General features: G+C 54.1%; 17 protein-coding genes. 3 read left to right on the forward strand and 14 right to left on the reverse strand.

The annotated features are described in order from the left end of the window. Both D3P07_RS23785 and D3P07_RS23790 read left to right on the forward strand, forming a co-directional pair. Window positions 1–333, forward strand: coding sequence for a PadR family transcriptional regulator (locus tag D3P07_RS23785; protein WP_119803036.1), 333 nt, complete (start codon window positions 1–3; stop codon window positions 331–333). Continuing rightward, a complete protein-coding gene (locus D3P07_RS23790; protein ID WP_182914484.1) occupies window positions 330–1,688 on the forward strand; it encodes an FtsW/RodA/SpoVE family cell cycle protein in 1,359 nt (452 codons plus the stop codon). The genes D3P07_RS23785 and D3P07_RS23790 overlap by 4 nt, the downstream gene beginning before the upstream one ends. Window positions 1,689–1,843: 155 nt before the next feature. Here D3P07_RS23790 and D3P07_RS23795 read toward each other — a convergent pair whose 3' ends face one another. The 6 genes from D3P07_RS23795 to D3P07_RS23820 form a co-directional block, all read right to left on the reverse strand. Further along, on the reverse strand, window positions 1,844–2,596 hold the full coding sequence (locus tag D3P07_RS23795) for an ABC transporter permease (RefSeq protein WP_119802989.1): 753 nt from the start codon (window positions 2,594–2,596) through the stop codon (window positions 1,844–1,846). Next, window positions 2,597–3,304 (reverse strand): ABC transporter permease, encoded by a 708-nt coding sequence (locus tag D3P07_RS23800; protein WP_119802991.1) that lies wholly within the window; start codon window positions 3,302–3,304, stop codon window positions 2,597–2,599. Continuing rightward, window positions 3,301–4,215 carry an ABC transporter ATP-binding protein gene (locus tag D3P07_RS23805; protein ID WP_119803038.1) on the reverse strand — a complete coding sequence of 305 codons (915 nt, stop codon included), beginning with the start codon at window positions 4,213–4,215 and terminating at the stop codon, window positions 3,301–3,303. Before D3P07_RS23805 ends, D3P07_RS23800 begins: the two co-directional genes overlap by 4 nt. A gap of 85 nt (window positions 4,216–4,300) precedes the next feature. Beyond that, window positions 4,301–5,728 (reverse strand): sensor histidine kinase, encoded by a 1,428-nt coding sequence (locus D3P07_RS23810; RefSeq protein WP_259391669.1) that lies wholly within the window; start codon window positions 5,726–5,728, stop codon window positions 4,301–4,303. Beyond that, on the reverse strand, window positions 5,725–6,399 hold the full coding sequence (locus D3P07_RS23815; RefSeq protein ID WP_119802993.1) for a response regulator transcription factor: 675 nt from the start codon (window positions 6,397–6,399) through the stop codon (window positions 5,725–5,727). The genes D3P07_RS23810 and D3P07_RS23815 overlap by 4 nt, the downstream gene beginning before the upstream one ends. Window positions 6,400–6,620: 221 nt before the next feature. Continuing rightward, complete coding sequence (locus D3P07_RS23820) at window positions 6,621–7,370, reverse strand: polysaccharide deacetylase family protein (protein WP_259391670.1); 750 nt, start codon at window positions 7,368–7,370, stop codon at window positions 6,621–6,623. Between the two features lie 87 nt (window positions 7,371–7,457). Between D3P07_RS23820 and D3P07_RS23825 the strand changes: the two genes are divergently transcribed. Beyond that, window positions 7,458–8,588, forward strand: coding sequence for a hypothetical protein (locus D3P07_RS23825; RefSeq protein ID WP_119802995.1), 1,131 nt, complete (start codon window positions 7,458–7,460; stop codon window positions 8,586–8,588). Here the strand turns inward: D3P07_RS23825 and D3P07_RS27220 are convergent. The 8 genes from D3P07_RS27220 to D3P07_RS23860 form a co-directional block, all read right to left on the reverse strand. Beyond that, window positions 8,569–8,736 carry a hypothetical protein gene (locus D3P07_RS27220; protein WP_182914485.1) on the reverse strand — a complete coding sequence of 56 codons (168 nt, stop codon included), beginning with the start codon at window positions 8,734–8,736 and terminating at the stop codon, window positions 8,569–8,571. The two genes, D3P07_RS23825 and D3P07_RS27220, sit on opposite strands and share 20 nt — an antisense overlap. 189 nt (window positions 8,737–8,925) lie before the next feature. Beyond that, window positions 8,926–10,251: an AAA family ATPase gene (locus D3P07_RS23830; RefSeq protein ID WP_119802997.1), complete on the reverse strand. Its 1,326-nt coding sequence runs from the start codon at window positions 10,249–10,251 to the stop codon at window positions 8,926–8,928. A gap of 2 nt (window positions 10,252–10,253) precedes the next feature. Then, complete coding sequence (locus tag D3P07_RS23835; protein WP_119802999.1) at window positions 10,254–11,687, reverse strand: RtcB family protein; 1,434 nt, start codon at window positions 11,685–11,687, stop codon at window positions 10,254–10,256. Between the two features lie 316 nt (window positions 11,688–12,003). Then, window positions 12,004–13,953, reverse strand: a complete 1,950-nt coding sequence (locus D3P07_RS27815) for a LuxR C-terminal-related transcriptional regulator (protein WP_310732575.1) — start codon at window positions 13,951–13,953, stop codon at window positions 12,004–12,006. A gap of 257 nt (window positions 13,954–14,210) precedes the next feature. Continuing rightward, complete coding sequence (locus D3P07_RS23845) at window positions 14,211–14,477, reverse strand: hypothetical protein (protein WP_259391673.1); 267 nt, start codon at window positions 14,475–14,477, stop codon at window positions 14,211–14,213. A gap of 127 nt (window positions 14,478–14,604) precedes the next feature. Further along, window positions 14,605–15,273: a peptide-methionine (S)-S-oxide reductase MsrA gene (locus D3P07_RS23850; protein WP_119803003.1), complete on the reverse strand. Its 669-nt coding sequence runs from the start codon at window positions 15,271–15,273 to the stop codon at window positions 14,605–14,607. Window positions 15,274–15,300: 27 nt separating this feature from the next. Then, window positions 15,301–15,621 carry a nucleoside triphosphate pyrophosphohydrolase gene (locus D3P07_RS23855; RefSeq protein ID WP_119803005.1) on the reverse strand — a complete coding sequence of 107 codons (321 nt, stop codon included), beginning with the start codon at window positions 15,619–15,621 and terminating at the stop codon, window positions 15,301–15,303. 59 nt (window positions 15,622–15,680) lie between these two features. Next, window positions 15,681–16,811 carry a slipin family protein gene (locus tag D3P07_RS23860; RefSeq protein ID WP_119803007.1) on the reverse strand — a complete coding sequence of 377 codons (1,131 nt, stop codon included), beginning with the start codon at window positions 16,809–16,811 and terminating at the stop codon, window positions 15,681–15,683. Window positions 16,812–17,528: the final 717 nt, after the last annotated feature.

A 17,528-nucleotide genomic window follows, 5' to 3' on the forward strand; every position in this document is an offset into this window, starting at 1 on the left:
ATGAAAATCAACAAGGAATTGATGAAAGGAAGCACCGTCATCCTGATTCTGTCGTTACTTGGCCGAAAGGATATGTACGGCTATGAAATGACGAAGGAAATCGAACGGAGCTCGGCCAATGTGTTCACCTTCAAGGAAGGCACGCTATATCCGATTCTGCATACGCTTGAGGTGGAGCGCATGGTCGAGGCCTATTGGCATGAAGAAGGCGGGAGGAAACGCAAGTATTACCGTATTACAGAGGAAGGACTGCGCCAGCTGGAAGAGAAGCATAAGGAATGGACGCTGTTCCGCACAACGGTAGATCGCGTAATCGGGGAGGGCAGCTTATGACTGATCCTATCGCCAGCCACCCTTTGGTTATCGCTTACATAGAAGAGATTTGCGCTCATGTGAAAGCCAGAGATGTGCATGAAGATATTAAGCTGGAGCTGCTCGGACATCTTACGGAGCGGATCGAAGAGTTAATGGAAGACGAATCAACTTCCCTAGAGGAAGCCATCAAGGCAGCTGTGAAGCAAATGGGGGACGCCAAGCCCGTGGGCGTTGGCCTCAATGCCGCGCATAAGCCGAAGCCGGAGTGGAGCGTGATCGGCTTAATCGCCGCCATGATTGGCATTGCGTTGTTCACTTTTCTGTTCGCCCTGCCGGAATCGACGCAAAGCAGCACGTCCCTTCTTCCAAAAGTCGTCTATGGATTAATAGGAATCGTTTTGCTCGTTGCGCTCTACTTTGCCAACTATCACAAGCTGCTGAAGCTGTCGTGGCCCCTGTACTGGGCGACAATTATATTGATGGCACTTACACAACTCTACGGGTCTGAGATGAATGGCTCTACGAAATGGCTTAGGATCGGCACCATATCGCTGAACATTTTTGCCTACTCTCCATATCTTCTCATGATCGCGTTTGCTGGCATTATCTATATGCAAAGAGAGAAAGAGAATACTGCTTCTAACCCCGATTTTCGTAGTCAGTTCATGGACGGGCTTAAGCGAGTAGCTGTATTTATTTTAATTCCGGCCTACTTGTATCTGAGCGCTCCTGAGTTGGCAGAGCTCATCATATACTCGTTTGGCTTGTTCGTTTTGCTTCTCTTGTATGGCAGACTTCGCTTTTTGACCTTATGTATAGGGTCGTTTGCGGTTATTACCTACATAATGATCACGCATACATCCTATCGTTTTACTTATGTATGGGAAAGGATCACAGGATATCTGAGTAACAATCCGGATGCCAATTTCCAATCCGTCCGCTCCGTGGAAGCCATCCAATCTGGCGGCATGTGGGGGCACGGACTTGCGATCCCTAATAACCGATTGCCTCATCAAAGCAATGAAATGATGTATTCCTACCTGATTTACAGCCTCGGCTGGGTATTCGGAGCTGCGATTGCCCTTCTCATCCTGGCTTTTATCGTTCGGATTGTTCGTATGGGCTTCAAGACTAATGATTTCTACGGAAGAGGCCTTGTGATCGGCTTATGCGCCGTGTTCGGCATTCGTCTTGTCTGGAATTTGCTTATGTGCCTCGGAGTGCTGCCGATCATGGGCATCGAGCTGCCATTCCTCCATCTCAGCTCCGTATCCGTCTTGGAATTCGCCTTGGTCGGTCTTATGCTTAGCGTGTATAGACGGAAGGATATGGTAGGGCGTTCCATTGCCTTGCAATCGCCAACACAGACATAATACGAGATTCGAAGTGATCGATACACCATTAGCGTGCAAGACAGAAAAAAGGAATTTGTACCTATTAGAAGGCGAAGTTCCGTTGCCGAGCAACATCTCCGCTCCTTAGGACAAATTCCTTTTGTTCATTATGGTTTGTACAGTTACGTGTTAACTTAAATCTCCTTGCGCTGCATGTGAGCGAGGCCTCCAAGCAAAAACACGACGAAGCTCCCTCCGACTGTAATAAGCACATTCTCAAGCGGAAGCGTAAAGGCACCGAATTCCATGCCTCCACCACTGACTGACAGCATGGCAAGCGCGGGCTGGGCCCATGGATAAAACGGACCGTAGTCTGCGGAATTCACGATCAGAATATTCGGCAGCGTAAACGCCACATTGATAGCGAGCGGAGCGGCAAAGCTGCTCCAGCCGATGGAAGCCCACAGCTGCAAAGCCGCAAGCGGCAAGCAGGCTACCCATCCACTCAGGAGCGAAGGCAAAGCGATGGCCCAATCTACCCCGCCTGCTATATGATGATATTGGGTTGCCAGGACCAGTGCGGCCATAATCAGCAGCTGCGTAATAGCCAGTAAAACAGCTACCGTTACGAACTTTGCCATATACAGCCCCGTTCTTGTCACCGGCAGCGACAGCATGCTCTTCCAGCCGCCGCCCCCATGCTCGAAACGGCATACGAACGAAGCGAATATGCCGGTCAGAATCGGGAGCAGCAGCATCGCATGCAGCGTAAGCACAGCCGATTGAAGCACGACATAGCGATCTGCATCAGCCGTGCCATCAAACGACGCTAGCAGGCCGATGACGAGGCCGATCACCGGGCTCACTGGAACAAGCAGCCAGATCGGGGACCGCCCCAGCTTTAGCCGCTCAGATGCCAGCAGGCCTATAAAGGATTTTAACCTCATCTAGTTCACATCCCTTCTGGCAAAATGAACCGTCCCCGCAAGCAGCACAATGAATCCGCCCAGAGCTCCTGCCGCCAAAAAAATCTCTTGATTCTGCGCCTTATAGGCAAGCAGCGGCCAGGTGAGGGGAAGCCATTCTGCGATGGCGAACATCGACAAGACAGCGAGCACGACACCCAGCGTAATGGGAATCGCCTGATTGCGCAGCGTCAGACACATCCATAGCAGCAAGGCCAGGAGCGGCAGGGCTGCGATGAACGGATAGAAGCCCAGCTTTGCAATATCAGCCAAAGGGAGCGGCGACCCGAAGCCAAGTCCCAACCCAAGCGCAGCCGTTCCCAACGCCAGCAGTACGCATGACACGCCGAGCATAATCACGGCGACCGCAAATTTGGCAAAAAACACCGCCGTTCGCGAAATCGGCAAAGCAAGCAGCTGCTTCCACGAGCTTGTGTTATGCTCGATATTCGCGATAAGCGAGCATAGAATCGTAATGCCCATCAGCAGGGCTATCGGCACAAAAACAGCCATATTGTCGAGCAAACCGCCCCACAGATCGTCTGCGTACAGTTTCTTCAAATAGTCATATCGCAAGCCGAAATTAAGCGCCTGCATCGCGATCAGGCCGACGGGTCCAAGACAGACGAGAAACCAGAAGCCCTTCCCCTTCAGCTTGAGCCAATCGGCTCGCATTGCCCTCAGCATCATAAGCCCCGCCCCTCCCCGACAATGCGCAGGAAGAGCTCCTCCAGCGACTTTCGCCTCTCTTCCACCCGATAGACGGAATGGCCGCTTGCCACCAGCTCCCTGACCGCCTTCGCGACAAACTCGTCATCCGTTCTTCCGATGGTGAGCAGCGAACCGTCATGCTCCGACTGAATGCCTCTATCCGCCAGCACCCGCATCGCCCCCATCGAATCGGATACGCGCAGCGCCATGCTGCCTTGTGCCTGCTCCCGCAGGCCTGCCATGGAATCCTGGAACACCATCTCGCCTTGGCGGATTATGCCTACCGTATTCGCCATTTGCTCCACCTCGCTGAGCAGATGGCTGGAGATCAGCACCGTAATGCCATGCTCGCGCGGCATCGCCTTAATCAGCTCACGAATCTCCAGAATACCCGCAGGATCAAGACCATTGGTCGGCTCGTCCAGTACCAGCAGCTCCGGACTGCCCAGCAGGGCGCTGGCGATGCCGAGCCGCTGCTTCATGCCAAGCGAGAAGCCTTTGACCGGCCGCTTCGCTTCCTTCGTCAAGCCGACAATCTCCAGCACCTCGCTAATTCTGTTCATCGGTGCATCGATAATCCGTCGAATCGCCTCCAGGTTGTCCGTTGCGCTCAGGTGCCCGTAATAGGACGGGTATTCGACCAGGGAGCCTATTCTTCTTAAAATTTGCAGCCGATTGCGGCGCAGCGGCTGTCCGAAGATTTGAATACTCCCCCCGCTTGGCTGGATTAATCCGAGCAGCATCCGAATAGTCGTAGTTTTTCCTGCCCCGTTTGGCCCGAGAAAGCCGAATATTTCCCCTTTTCCAATCTTCAAATTCAAGTTAGAGACAGCATAACGTCCTTTATATCTCTTGCTAAGACCGCTCGTCTCGATAATCCATTCCTTCATCTCCATCACCTCGATTACCAGCATACCGGCGCCAGGTTAAAACAAGAGACGGCCAAGTTTAAATTTCGTTTAAAAAAAGCCGGCATCAGCTGCCGGCTTCATCGCTTGTATTCGATTCATAGATCAGGATACGCGTACCCTGATCCAGACTTTCCCGCTGCCACGCAAGCCCCATCTCCCGCAGCAAGTACTCGACGATGGCAAGGCCAATGCCCGCCCCCTTACCAGCGCCATGTCCATTGCCGGCATTCAGGCCCGGCCCCCGGTCCTCGATGACAAGAACGGTCTGACCATCCATCCGCTCCAGGCGGATGCCCGCATAACGGCCCTCTGCCGCATGCCGGACTACGTTCTGGAACAGGTTGTCCAGCACGCGGCGGAAGCCTTCGCGGTCTACCTTCCAGATTATAGGTTCCTCCGGCAATCTGATATCCGCTTCAATCCCCGCATTCTCCCATACGGGATACCACGATGCGGCGCTCTCGCGCGTCAGCCGCAGCACATCCTGCGGCTCCGGCGACAGCTGGTATCGCCCGCTCGTCATAAGCGTATACGACAGCAGATTATCGATCAAGCCTCCGAGCCCTTCCGTCTTTTGCTCCAGAACGGTTACCGCCTCCTTGCCCTTGTCTGTTAAAGGTTCGTTCTTCAGCGTATAGAGATGTCCTCTCATCACCGTCAGCGGCGTTCTGAGATCATGCGACAAATTCGAGATGAGCCGCTTGCGCAGTTCCTCCTCCTCTGACTGTCTGATCCGGCCTTCTTGCAACTGCTCCACCATACCGTTAAAGGCGGACTCCAAGCCTCCGATCTCATCCTGCCGCTTCTCCTCTACGGGAGCAGGCAATCCATGCTCGTCTCTGAGCGACATAGCTGCTTGCAGCGCCAGAAGCCGCTTGCGGATATGCATGAAGAACAGCAGCGATACCGCGGCCAGAAAGGCAAACATCAGAAAGATAAAGCCCGCAATGAAAGGTGTACCCGATGCGGAGCCGGAGGACGCATGAAGATCGCTCCTTGGCAATTGCAGCACCATAAAAGCGGTATCGGCATTTTCCTTCCCAAGGAAGGAAACTACGGTGAACGGATCACCGTTGATCCTTGCTTTCATGAACCGGATCGCACTGTCCACCGTCCACTGCCCTTGTCCCGCAGCTCCTTCCGGAAGCTCCAGCCGGGTTCTACCTTCTCTGTCGACCCAGAAGACTGAAGCATCTGGATATTGGACTGCCAGCGCGCGCATGCGCTCGTCGATCTCTGCAGACGACAAGCCGTCCATCCTTCTTGCTTCGGCATGCCAGGCAGACTCTACTTCGCTCGCGCCGCCGTACTTTGTCTCTCCTGTCGTATCGGGGTGAAGCGCCAGCTGCGCAAGCATATAGAGCAAGCTGGCGAGCGGAATGATAATCGGAATAAAGAGGAAAGCTCCCAGCACAATCATCAGGTACCGGGTAAGCAAGGATTGCCGCGCCAGCCAGCCGGACTTTCGGCCGGACGCCCGACGGCCGCTCACGCCCTCACCCGATAGCCGATGCCCCGTACCGTCTCGATGATCTCAGGGGCAGCAGGCTCTCTCTCAATCTTCTCCCGCAGATAGCGGATATGAACCATCAGCGTCTTATCGCCGTCGAGATAAGGCTCTCCCCATACCGCTTCATAGATCTGTTCCTTCGTCATTATCTGGTTCAAATGTTTCAGCAAATAATTGAATATATGAAATTGCTTGCCGCTAAGCGCAACCTCTTCGCCCGTATCCTGATTCACAATTCGATTCTCCCGTTCATAAACAAGCAAATGCTTGACGGCCAAACAATCAGGAGCCGCCGTACCGGAGCGGCGAAGCAGCACTTCAATGCGGGCCGTCAGTTCATCAGGATGGAACGGCTTCGTGACATAATCGTCCGCGAACTGCAGCCCTTGCAGCTTGTCGTCAATGGCCGTTCTGGCTGACAGCAACAGAATCGGCAGCGCGGGCAGGGACTTCTTCAGTCTCTGACCGACCGTAAATCCATCCAGCCCTGGCAGCATGACGTCCAGAATGACCAAATCGCAATCCTTCGCCGCTTCAAGCGCCTGATCCCCGCTCCGCAGCCACTTCACTTCATAGCCGCAATTCTCGAGATGGCTGCTTACGAATTCCCCAATCTCTCGATCATCCTCTATGTACAGCAATGTTGCAGACACTTGCCCTCTCCCCCCAGCAATGCGTAATGCATGGAATAGCGAGCAGCGCACTCAGCCTGACCATGCCAGACATGCGCCAGCTCTACCCTTTTGTTAGTCCCATTCATCATACCATGGCCATTACCATTCTCGCACATGGCCCATTAGCCATCACCCAAATGTCTTCAACTCGGCCGCAAACGCCAAAAAACCCGGCGTTGCCGCCGGGTCTTTCATCATAATTACTGATTCACATGAGGCACCTGATCATACCCGATCAATTCAGATACCGTGACGAACCGGAAGCCGCGCTCCTTCAGCTCAGGCAAGATTTGCTTCAATGCCGGCACCGTCTGGGACTGACCCGCCACAAAATCGTGGAAGAGAATGATGTCTCCGTTCTTTGCATTGCGAAGCACCTTGTTCACAATCTTATGTACGCCCGGCCGCTTCCAATCCTCCGTATCCTGATTCCAGGACCATAGCACAACCTGGTAATGAAAAGTCTTCGCCGCATCAATCAGCCGATCGCTGTAGTAACCGCCCGGAGGACGGAATAAGGCCGGTTTTTGACCTGTAATACGCGTAATCGTCTCCTCGGTTTGCTCGATTTCCTTCTTCATCGCGTCCAGAGAAGAACGATTGTTGAAAAAAGGATGGCTGAACGTATGATTCGCCAGCTCATGCCCTGCTTCTACTTCTTGTCTCACGATATCTGGATAACGCTCCGCATGTTTTCCAATAATAAAAAACGTAGCTTTCGCATCGTATTCCGCCAGCAGCTTCAAGATTTCAGGCGTATCCTTCCGGCTTGGTCCATCATCGAACGTGAGGGCGATCACCTTCTTCTCCGTTGGCACTTCCCAGACGATCTCGCCTCTTGTCTCATAATATTTCCGTTCCTTCGCACCTGCTGCCGGACTAGCACCGGAAGGCGATGATATCATCAGCATTACGCAACAAAAAGCCGCAGCCGCTTTCCATTTCACCATACTCACTCCTACTTGTAGATTCAAGATGCCTAACGAGTAGGATTTCCTTGTTCAGCTTCATGCTATACCTTACGAAGGAGAATGCTCATGAACCGTTTATTGCAAAGCTTACAATCCGTTAAGAGGAAAGCAATCCTATTCGCTCTTCTCTTTATCGTCATCGGCTTGGCGTATTCTTCAAGCCGCGTGATCGCTGCCCCTTCCCGCGCAGAGCTGCATGTCCGTTCCTCCCCTGATGCGGGGCATGAATCCGTCAAAGTATTGCCGTCTTCGCTGCTGGACGGGGCGACGAATGCAGGACAAGGACCGCAGCCCGCCTCCGATCTCTACCTCTCGATCCGGCAGGCTGCAGGGAACCGCATGCTCGTCTATATAGTGGACGCACTCGGCAATCTCCACCGGGAAGACGGGCAAATCCTCCTTTTGCGTCCTGCAGCTCGCAGCAAGCTTCTCCAAGAGGCTGGGCAGCTGCGCGCCCGGCATTACGGCGAGCTGCTTCCATGGGAGGAAGCGAAGAGGGTCGTTCCGCGCAAGGCCAACCTGACGGTCGTTGATCTGGAGACCGGCCTTTCCTTCAACGCCCAGCGCAGAGCCGGAAGCAGCCATGCGGATGTACAGCCTTTGACCAAAGCAGACAGCCAGACGATGAAAGAAATCTACGGCGGCAAGTGGAGCTGGCATCGTAGAGCGATCCTTGTCAAGGCCAATGGCCGTACGCTGGCCGCTTCCATGCATGGCATGCCCCATGGCGGAGACGGCATTCCGGGCAATGGCTTTAACGGACACTTCTGCATCCACTTCCAGGGCAGTTCCACGCATGGCAAAGGCAATATCGATCTGGGTCATCAGCTTATGGTCGCCAAAGCATCAGGAACGCTTGAACCCTTTATTGGCGCGCTTGATCCGTATGATACGGTCAATGCCTTCTTTCTGGCCAACGAATACGGCGATCGGGCGCTCATGCGCGGCGTTTTTGCCGACAGTCTGTCGCCCCAAGCGAATACCCGGCACTTCGGCGCCCAAGAAGCCGCTATCCGCCATCTGTTTATAGCGCCTGAGGATATTCCAGACACGGCGCTAACAGCTGACATCCCGGTGGAGACTTGCCAGGTGCGCGGAGGCCGATGCGTGAACAAGTCCGTGAGCGTATTTCATCTGGGAAGACTGTCCCCGCTTGACACATGGAGAATTGACAGTATTACAGGGTCGCAGCAATAGGAGCAACAATACTCGTATCGTCTTCTTCTCTCGCCTTCTCCAGCCCCGCGATTGCAAATGCACCGGAGATGACCAGTATCAGCGCCGAGAGAACAAGCAAGCTGTCCGATAAGGAAGTCTCCGGTTTGGAGACTTTTTTCTTAGCCATAACGCCATTACCTTCCCTTCACAGAAATGATGCTTATCGCCAGCATATGTACGGGCGAAAGCCCGCTGCACGGCGTATGCCTACCCGTATGAAAAAGCAGCATGAATAGGCCATGCAGCGGAACCTTCGCTGCATGGCCTTGTATGGTCCTATCTTTCAACTATAAAGAGGAGAAACTCTTTCTACTTCCTACAAAAATCCGACGGAGCCTCTATCCTTCATCCAATCGCCGCTCTTGCCCTTCGAATAGTCCGACTTCATCTCATCAATGATGCCCATTAGCCGTACTTCGCCTTCGTAATGCTTCTGCAGCGCCGCCGACACATACAGCTCGCTCAATTGGGCGAAGGTGAAGCCGTCCGTCCGCCTGGCCGCCTCGCGCATCGTCTCGCCGTCTACCAGCTTCTCGATCCCCTTGCGCTGCATATACGCTAGCCGCAGGGGCTCGTCCGGCGACTTCACCTCGTAAGCCCGGTCAAAGCGGCCGGCGCGATTCATCAGCGCAGGGTCGATCCGTTCGGGATAGTTGGTCGTGCCGATCAGGAAGACGCCTTCCTTGGAAGCCACTCCGTCCAGAATGTTCAGGAAATAAGAGCGGCAGGATTCCGGCATGGAGTCGATATCCTCAATGACGAGCACCATCGGCGCCATCCGTACCGCTGCCGAGAACACCTCGCTGATCGACTCGCTGTTCGTATATTCCGTTATCTGCCAGTAGGCGACTGGCGCTCCCACCGTGCCGGAGATCGACTTGACCAGCGTCGTCTTGCCATTACCCGGCTTGCCGTATAGCAGAATGCCTCTTTTATAAGGAATGCCGTATGTCTCGAAGAAGGAGCCTTCCTCGTTAAAAAACTCGTCGACCGAGCGGTAAATATGCGTCTTCAGCGTCTCGTCCATAAAGACGTCGCTCCGCTCGACAGGAGTGGTCGCGCTAATATGCTCCCTCTCCAGTCCGTCTCGCGTATCGCTGTAGAGCATAATCTTCCGGCTGGCGAGCTGGCGCTCCCTCATATCTGCCAGGAACGCGGTCATCCCTTCGTCATGCTCGGCGAAGATCAGATCCTCGTAGCCCAATCCGTGATTCAACATTTTCGGAATGCGGGCGAACGCAACCTTAAAGTCCGGGTACAGGAACAGATTATTGCGCACGGATGGCCTGATCTCGTACGCGCCCTCGCGCAAGGCCAAGACCGGGTCCGATTCATAGCGGAACATATCGGTCTCTACTAGATCATACAAGCTGGCTGCATGCTCGACGCCGGGATGCACTCTTCGGATATCCTCCTCTAGCGAATCCCACATGTCATTGCTGTCCTCCTGATAGTAGAGGCGGAACGGGCAGCCGAACCGCTCCTGCAGAAAGTGGAAGATACGGCGTACCGTCTCTGGATAATCAAAGTAAACCTTTCCCGCCAAGGAAGCGCCCTTGCCCCGTGGGGCAAGGAACGGGACAGGCTCGGACTTGGCGGCTGCGCTCATAACGGCATGTGTTAACTGTGCGGTTGCTCTCATCGTTATACTCCTTTAACTGTCGCGAGCGGGCTGCATTTGGCCACGACAGTGGCAAGGCCGGCTCCAACGACGCTTTCAATGATTTGGTCAACATCCTTGTAGGCTTGGGGAGACTCGTCCAGAATCGACTCCAGTGCGCGATGGTTGACGACGATCTCGTCCTCTTGCCCCACACGCATGGCGGCTGCGAATTCATCGACGGTTACCAGCTGCTTCGTGGCGTTCCGGGAACGAATGCGTCCCGCACCGTGGCAGATGGAATAGTAATTGCCGGCACCGCCAGGCGCTCCTACCATCAGATAAGAGGACGTTCCCATCGAGCCCGGGATTAATGCGGGGTGGCCTGTCGCTGCATAAGGTGACGGATTACCGGGATGCCCTGCCGGAAGCGCCCTTGTCGCTCCCTTGCGGTGAATGAAATAACGCTCTTCCTCTTCCTCGCCCTCGCCGCAGGCATAATTGTGCATCAAATCGTACAGCGTCTTCAGCTCCACGGCAGGGCCAAGGACGTCGCGGAACGCCTCCCGCACCGCATAAGCCAGCAAGTGGCGATTCACAATGGCATAATTCAGAGCGGAGTACATCAGATTCGTATACGTGTTCCCAGCCTCGCTGTCCAGCGGCGCGAACTGCAGCTTGGGATCGGCTGTGCCAAGGCCCAGCCTGCGCATCGTCTTGGCTACATCGGTGCTGCAATATTGATTCACCGCTCCGCCCCAGGCGCGGGACCCGCTATGAATCATGACGATGACTTGACCGTCGAAGAGACCCCATTGCTCGGCCACTTCCCGATTCTCAGGGTTGATCTGAAGCGACTGAATTTCGACAAAGTGATTGCCGCCGCCCAGCGTGCCCAGCTGGCGGTGCGAACGGTGCCATACCGGCTCCGGCAGGCGGTTCAGCGCATTCTCGTCGAAGCGGAACCCGCTGCTCTCCACATGAGTCAGCGAAGTGGCGCGTCTTGGCGTATAGGCATCCGGCACATATTTGCCCGGCAAGCCGTGAAGACCCTTGCGCAGCACATGCTCCAGTCTGATGTCTGAGAAGTAGCCTCTCGTATGGCTTTCCACCGGAATGAGCCGCTCGATCGCCTTCACCAGCTTCCGCCGCAGCCGGACATCCTTGATTTGGTCCGCTTTCAGGTTCGTCACATGGACGCGCATGCCGCAGCCGATGTCGCTGCCTACGATAGAGGGGGAGACAAAGCCGTCCTCCTCGCCCCATACCGCCGTCGTGCCGATGCAGGTTCCGACGCCTACATGGGCATCCGGCGTATAGCTCATATAGCGGATATTCGGAATTTGCAAATTGTTATTCGCCATCTCCAGCACTTTGGCTCCCATGTCGCGGAACAGCCCGTCACTCGCGTAAATATGCAGATCGCCTGCCGGGAGGTCAATCTGCCGGTAATACGTTTCTTGATTGCTAGTATTCATATATTCGTGTATCCTCTCTTGTTTTGGAAAATGAAAAAAGACCGTAAGCCCAGTGGCTTACGGTCTTCAAGCATAAAGAATAAACCGGCACGAGCGCCATCCGAATATCCGGATGGATGCGCGCTGCCGCTAATCTCAGCTCAGGCCCGTAGAGGCCGAAGGACAATGAAGCTATGGAAGGTTAGGTTTGCTTTGCGAATTCTCATCATCTTAACGATCACGGCCCTCGGCCTCCTCTCCAAATGTAATAGAGCAATCATACTTCATGTATTCAGCAGCTTCAATGTAAAAAACGGTTATAACTGTTTTGGCATACTTAAGAATGCAGCAAATTCAGCTTCTCAGCCTTCGCGACGGCTTTCATCCGGCGGTCTACGTCCAGCTTCCTGAATATGTTGCGGACATGCGTCTTCACGGTTTCGCTTGTCACCGTCAGCCTGGCGGCGATTTCCTTGTTGGAGGCGCCTTCCGCCATCCATTGCAGCACTTCCTTCTCTCGCTCCGTCAACTCAAGCGGCAAGCCTGCCGGATCCTCGGCGGCGGAATGGGCCTTCCGCCAAAAGTCCATCACCCAAGCGCCGAATCCGCCGTTGCGATGGTCGAATGATAACAGCTCGGACTTCGCGAAAGACGTATCGCATTTGCCGGTTACAGTCGGACCCGCCACAAACCCCAGACCCGACAGGAATGCCTTCAAATGATCGTTGGTCGCGACAAGAAACACTCTCGTCCCCTCGCCGAGCAGCGACAGCCTGTCCAGAACCATATGGCCGACGAGCTCTTCTCTCGTATAGCCCGGATAATCCTCCCGGGCAGCAACCAGGACAGCCAAATGCGTATCGGCCTCCTCCGGCGAGACATAGACATCCATCACCGCCTCGCATTCCTCCAGTTCATCGAACTCGGTCCGAGCCAGCAGTTCACTGGTCTCCCGGTGCAGAAGGGTCACGATAATCATCCCGATCGGCTCCCCATCGCGATCGCGAAGCACGGCGATGCTTTCCGGCGCGTGGAGGTACAGCTCATCCAGCAGCCTATGATACTTCACGGCTTGCACGGGATCGACGCTATATTCGCACCATTGCCTTAGCAGCTCCTGAAGCAACGGCAGATCTTCCTTGCGCGGCAAATCCAGGCTCCCTGTGAAAGGCTCCGCTGAGATATTCGCGTATTGACGATTCAGCAGCGGCAGGGCTTCCCTACAAATCTGCAGCATCTGAGTAGCAATTCGCAGCCGCATGGCGGGAATCTCACTCTGCTGCAATCGGCTTTGCAGCATGTTCATAGCGCGATCCCTCAGCGCATGCAGCCGGTCCGGCTCGCGAAGCTTCAGATCCCGCAGAAGATGGAGGCGCGCAAAGTCATGCAGCGTAATGCCTCCCGGTGTCTGCCGAATAAACGAAAGTCCGGCAAGCGCCTGGAATTCCGTTATGGAGACAGCGCTGCCGCTTATATGCGCCAGCTCCTCCTGATTCGCCGTATGCAGCACGGACAATACATCCACAATCGGGAGCAGACCGGAACCGGCCAGCTCCTGCAGCATGCGTGCGCTAAGCTGACTGGAAATATGGAAGCTTCCTTGCGGAGGCAGATGCAGCTCCCCGTTCCGCCCGAGCGTATCCATCGTAAGCGCCAGCGTTAACGGATGGCCGCCGGTTAAATCATATAAGCTGGCTTCTTGAAGCGAATGATCCCCTTGCCTCTTATCCGCCGTTATCCAGTAGCTCTCCGTTTCTGTACGATTAAAATTTTCAAGCGTAATCAATCGGCAAGATGAGGCCAGCCGCGGATGGCTAGACCAATCAATCGAGAATGCCGGTCGAGAGGCAAGCACTACTATTACGCCTTGCTTGGACAATTTCGGAATAAAAGCGTCCATCATCCAGCGCTCCAGCATCCGCATATCCTCGTAATTATCGATGCAGACCAGTACGCGCTTCTCCGGCGTTGCCTTTAAGAGAGGCGCCAAAGGAGCAGCAGCAGGGTACCCCCCGCCTTCCATAACAAGCGCCGCCGTCAAATGATCCATGAAGGCCAGCGGAGAAGGAACCAAATGCCTCCCGTCCAGCCACAGGCACAGCACGCCTCGCTCCGAGCATATGCGCATATATTCCGACAGCAGCGTCGACTTGCCGACTCCGCCGATTCCCGTAACGGCCAGCACGGAGAGAGGGGCTTCCGCATGGGTCAGCCACTCCTTCAGGTATGATTTCTCCTTGGTCCGTCCTACAAAACGACTCCTGACCTCTTCACGCGGCATGTTCATCGATGATTAGCCTCCGAATTTTTCACTACCTTAACTTTATTATGATCAGGTGAGGATGACAAGGCATTCAGCAAAAGATCACAAGCGCATCCGTTCCGTATGCAAATCTGTAGCGCCACAGGCCCCAAGCTTCTTGGTACTGCTGAGCATTTAACGCCATAAATCATGTATCAACCGTAGCATCAGGTCACAGCGATTATTAAAAAAACCGTCAGCGGCGAGTCTCCTCACCCTAACGGTCTGAATGAACTTTGATTTTATAATAGTAGAAGAGATCCAAGTCCCAGCACCCAAAGCATCGGTATCAAATTGACGATAACCGCTGTCTTCTTCTTTCGCTTATGAATGAACCAAGCGATTAACGAGCAAGCCACCACCGCAATGGGATACGCCGTAATAGCCAGCACGAAAGACGTATTGGCAACGCCGATGCCATTGTCAAAGCTCATGAAAGACAATCCCCAGAACACCAGCCAGGGCAGCAAGAAAATGACATATACAATTTGAGTCAGAATCAAATACACCTTCAAACCTATCTCTCCTATTCGCTGACAGGCCAATCTCGAAGCACAACCTGCGCCCTCAGCCTTCGATTGCCGGAACAATGCTAACAAATTATAGCATTAATGATCAAACCCAGCTATCGTTTTTCTACCAACGAATGGAGGATATCAAGCTCAATATGTCGCTTCTCTCCCCATCGCTAATCTGCCATGCCTCTATTTCATTTTTGATGCGCTCCATGCTGGTATAGCCTTTCGCCAACCCGTTCAGCCTGGCGGCAATCGTGGAATCTTGCAATTGGGAGGGCGAGGGATATCTGGCGCTGAGCGCTTCAATTGCTTGCGGATACCGCTTGAGGTAATACTTCTGATGCCGCTCCTCTGCGACATAGAAGGCGCTGCAAGGCACAATGTCCGTCTCCGGTCTTCCGAGCCCGCTCCGCTCCCGGTTGTGCAGCACCCGCTCAATCGCCGCCCGTTGCCGTTCGTTCTCATAAACGAGCAGCGATTGGTACTGCCTGCCTTTGTAGCCGTTAATATTGATAGGTTGATGCCGTTCCCAGAAGATGGCGACCAACTCCTCAAAAGCCACTTTACCGCTATCAAATTCCAGCTGAACGCATTCCGTATGGTCGCCCATCTCACGGTATGACGGCTTATCGGTTTTGCCTCCCGCATAGCCTACCCGGGTACAAAGCACGCCCGGCATGGCACCGAACAGCGCCTCCGGGGTCCAGAAGCAGCCCATGCCCAGCGTGAATCGCTCTGCCTCCCCATTATTTGGTCCGTTCTTGCTGTCTGCTTGGTCTATATCCATGGGTTCGTTCCTCCTTTCGCCGCTTTTCTAGTCCGTATCGATGAGATACACACGTTCCGTAAAACCGCCTCGCTGCTCCGCTTTCTCCGACCTAATCGCCTCTAGCTGCTCTGCATCGCTGCCGTGTACAAGCGCCAAGGCGCGAATCACCTCCAGCATATCCGCCAGTTCCTCCAGCGCATCCGCGGGATCAGCCGCCTCCAGATACTCCTGAAGCTCCTCTTGCAGCTTGGCCCTCAATTCCTTACGGTATTCCGGCAGGCCCAGAACCCGGATGCGGCAGCTCTCGCCTTTGGCTCTGATGATGTGAGGGATACGGTCACGGACAAGCTTTTGGTAATCGGGCATGCCACTCTCTCCTTTTATCTGTTTGTTCCCGAAAATAAAAAAAACCAGAGATCATTATATCACGAATGATCTCCGGCTTTCTTCGCGCCGACCAAAGCGTTCAGCTGCTCCAGCAGGTTGCCCCCGCCGGTAAGCGAGATGCTGCCTACCCGGTCGCATATCTTCTCCAGGTACTCCAGCTCCTTCAGCCGGTACAGCGTCCCGCTCTCCTCCATCAGCTTCGCCGTATTGAGCAGGCTTCGAGTCGATGCCGTCTCTTCGCGGCGCATGATGAGGTTCGCCTGCGCTCTCTTCTCAGCCAGCAGTACTGTATTCAAGATATCCTTCACCTCGCCAGGCAATATAATGTCCTTCACACCAGCGGAAGCGAATCGAACGCCAAACCGGTCGCTATGCTCATTCAAGCGATTCAGCACATACCCGCCGATCTCTTGCTTCACGCGCAGCAGATCATCCAGCTTCATCGTGCCGACATATTCGCGCAGGATAAGCTGCAGCGTAATATAGACCTGTTCATCGAAGCCTCGTATCTCGAGCGTTCTGATCGGACTTACGATCTGATACTGGCAGACAAAGTTAAGCCGCAGCGTTATTTTATCCTCCGTCATCATCTCCTGTCCCGTCAGATCCAGCTGCTGCTGGCGCAGATCGACCAATTTCACTTGAACGCCGACCGGACCGTTTTTCCAGAAAACATATTTACCCGGTGCAAGCTCTCTCTGGAATACCTGATTATAATGCAGCATTCCCCGCTCATGGCTCGCCACTTCGAAGACCGTGCAATAAGGCATGAGCCGCAGAGGAATCGACGACGCCAACTCGGACGGCAGCTCAGGCTCGCGGATATCGATGCGCATGAAGCGATGCTCCTTCAGCACATTCCAATACGCGTAGCTGCCCGCTCCCAGCACGGAGACGAAACGACCGTCCTCATAATGCAGCACATATTCAAGGTCTTGAACGTCTACGAACGTCAGCTCCTGAGCAAGCTCCGCATCCTGGCGGAACAGCGCAAGCTCTTTGCCGTGGACCGCGAACGGCTTGGATACGTCCATGACGACGATCTCGTTCCCCGACCATGCGGAGTTGCGGTACGTTCCCGGCTTTAAGCTGTGTTTATAGCTTCCTTTATGAAAGAGCAGTCCCCGCTCATCCGATTTGACGATTGTCGTTTCTATCCATTTTTTCATCACATTCACCTCTTCATAAGTTGATCTTCCGCGAAGAGCGGTCCTTCAGCATCGGGACGGAATCCGAGTTTCGAATAGCGTGCGCCGCCGATCGGCTGCATTGGTCATGAGCAGACGATGGAGCCCTTGCCATCCATGTCTGCCTCATGCTTCAGCCAGCCTGGCGCGAACGGCTTCTGCTACGCGGTATTCCCTGATTGCATAGTCCGGCCAAAGCGGAACCTGCTGCGTTCGCGCATTGCTTGCCGCGCCTTCTTTTGAAGACGGACAGGAATGGGCGTACCGCCGCTGCTCCGACCGTTCCCGGGAAGATCGTTTCTACATGCTCTATTGCTCGATTGATTGTATCGAGTATCCAACCTGGCGCCCTGATAGACGATTGGGATTCGAACCCAATAATAACTTTGTTGGATTAATGTCGCCCAATCGCTCAGTATACTTGGACCGATCCGGACCGGCACTGCGGAACATCAGAAGTTCTCGCCTTGGAACATTGCGGCTAACGATTAAACCTCCTTCATCATGCCAGAATCCGGCAACCGCGAACATGGCGGAAGTATTACAACGCAAAAAAAAAGCCAGCCAAATCATGATATGCTCCCCTTTAGGTAGACAGGTGAAATAATAAAACCTGTTTATCAAGGGGAGTTTTTTTTCATGTCCAAAATAAATGAGTACTGCGTGGAAGAGAAATTAGCCATTTTGAAGGAGCATGAA

The sequence above is a fragment of the Paenibacillus sp. 1011MAR3C5 genome, assembly GCF_003591485.1.
In the GTDB taxonomy this organism is placed as follows: Bacteria; Bacillota; Bacilli; order Paenibacillales; family Paenibacillaceae; genus Pristimantibacillus.

Excerpts from the sequence above, each read along its gene's own strand:
- D3P07_RS23785 (WP_119803036.1), top strand. The coding sequence starts at position 1 with ATGAAAATCAACAAGGAATTGATGAAAGGAAGCACCGTCATCCTGATT.
- D3P07_RS23790 (WP_182914484.1), top strand. The coding sequence starts at position 330 with ATGACTGATCCTATCGCCAGCCACCCTTTGGTTATCGCTTACATAGAA.
- D3P07_RS23800 (WP_119802991.1), bottom strand. The coding sequence starts at position 3,304 with ATGATGCTGAGGGCAATGCGAGCCGATTGGCTCAAGCTGAAGGGGAAG.
- D3P07_RS23795 (WP_119802989.1), bottom strand. The coding sequence starts at position 2,596 with ATGAGGTTAAAATCCTTTATAGGCCTGCTGGCATCTGAGCGGCTAAAG.
- D3P07_RS23850 (WP_119803003.1), bottom strand. The coding sequence starts at position 15,273 with ATGGATATAGACCAAGCAGACAGCAAGAACGGACCAAATAATGGGGAG.
- D3P07_RS23820 (WP_259391670.1), bottom strand. The coding sequence starts at position 7,370 with ATGGTGAAATGGAAAGCGGCTGCGGCTTTTTGTTGCGTAATGCTGATG.
- D3P07_RS23860 (WP_119803007.1), bottom strand. The coding sequence starts at position 16,811 with ATGAAAAAATGGATAGAAACGACAATCGTCAAATCGGATGAGCGGGGA.
- D3P07_RS23855 (WP_119803005.1), bottom strand. The coding sequence starts at position 15,621 with ATGCCCGATTACCAAAAGCTTGTCCGTGACCGTATCCCTCACATCATC.
- D3P07_RS23835 (WP_119802999.1), bottom strand. The coding sequence starts at position 11,687 with ATGAATACTAGCAATCAAGAAACGTATTACCGGCAGATTGACCTCCCG.
- D3P07_RS27815 (WP_310732575.1), bottom strand. The coding sequence starts at position 13,953 with ATGAACATGCCGCGTGAAGAGGTCAGGAGTCGTTTTGTAGGACGGACC.
- D3P07_RS23805 (WP_119803038.1), bottom strand. The coding sequence starts at position 4,215 with ATGAAGGAATGGATTATCGAGACGAGCGGTCTTAGCAAGAGATATAAA.
- D3P07_RS23830 (WP_119802997.1), bottom strand. The coding sequence starts at position 10,251 with ATGAGAGCAACCGCACAGTTAACACATGCCGTTATGAGCGCAGCCGCC.
- D3P07_RS27220 (WP_182914485.1), bottom strand. The coding sequence starts at position 8,736 with ATGGCTAAGAAAAAAGTCTCCAAACCGGAGACTTCCTTATCGGACAGC.
- D3P07_RS23825 (WP_119802995.1), top strand. The coding sequence starts at position 7,458 with ATGAACCGTTTATTGCAAAGCTTACAATCCGTTAAGAGGAAAGCAATC.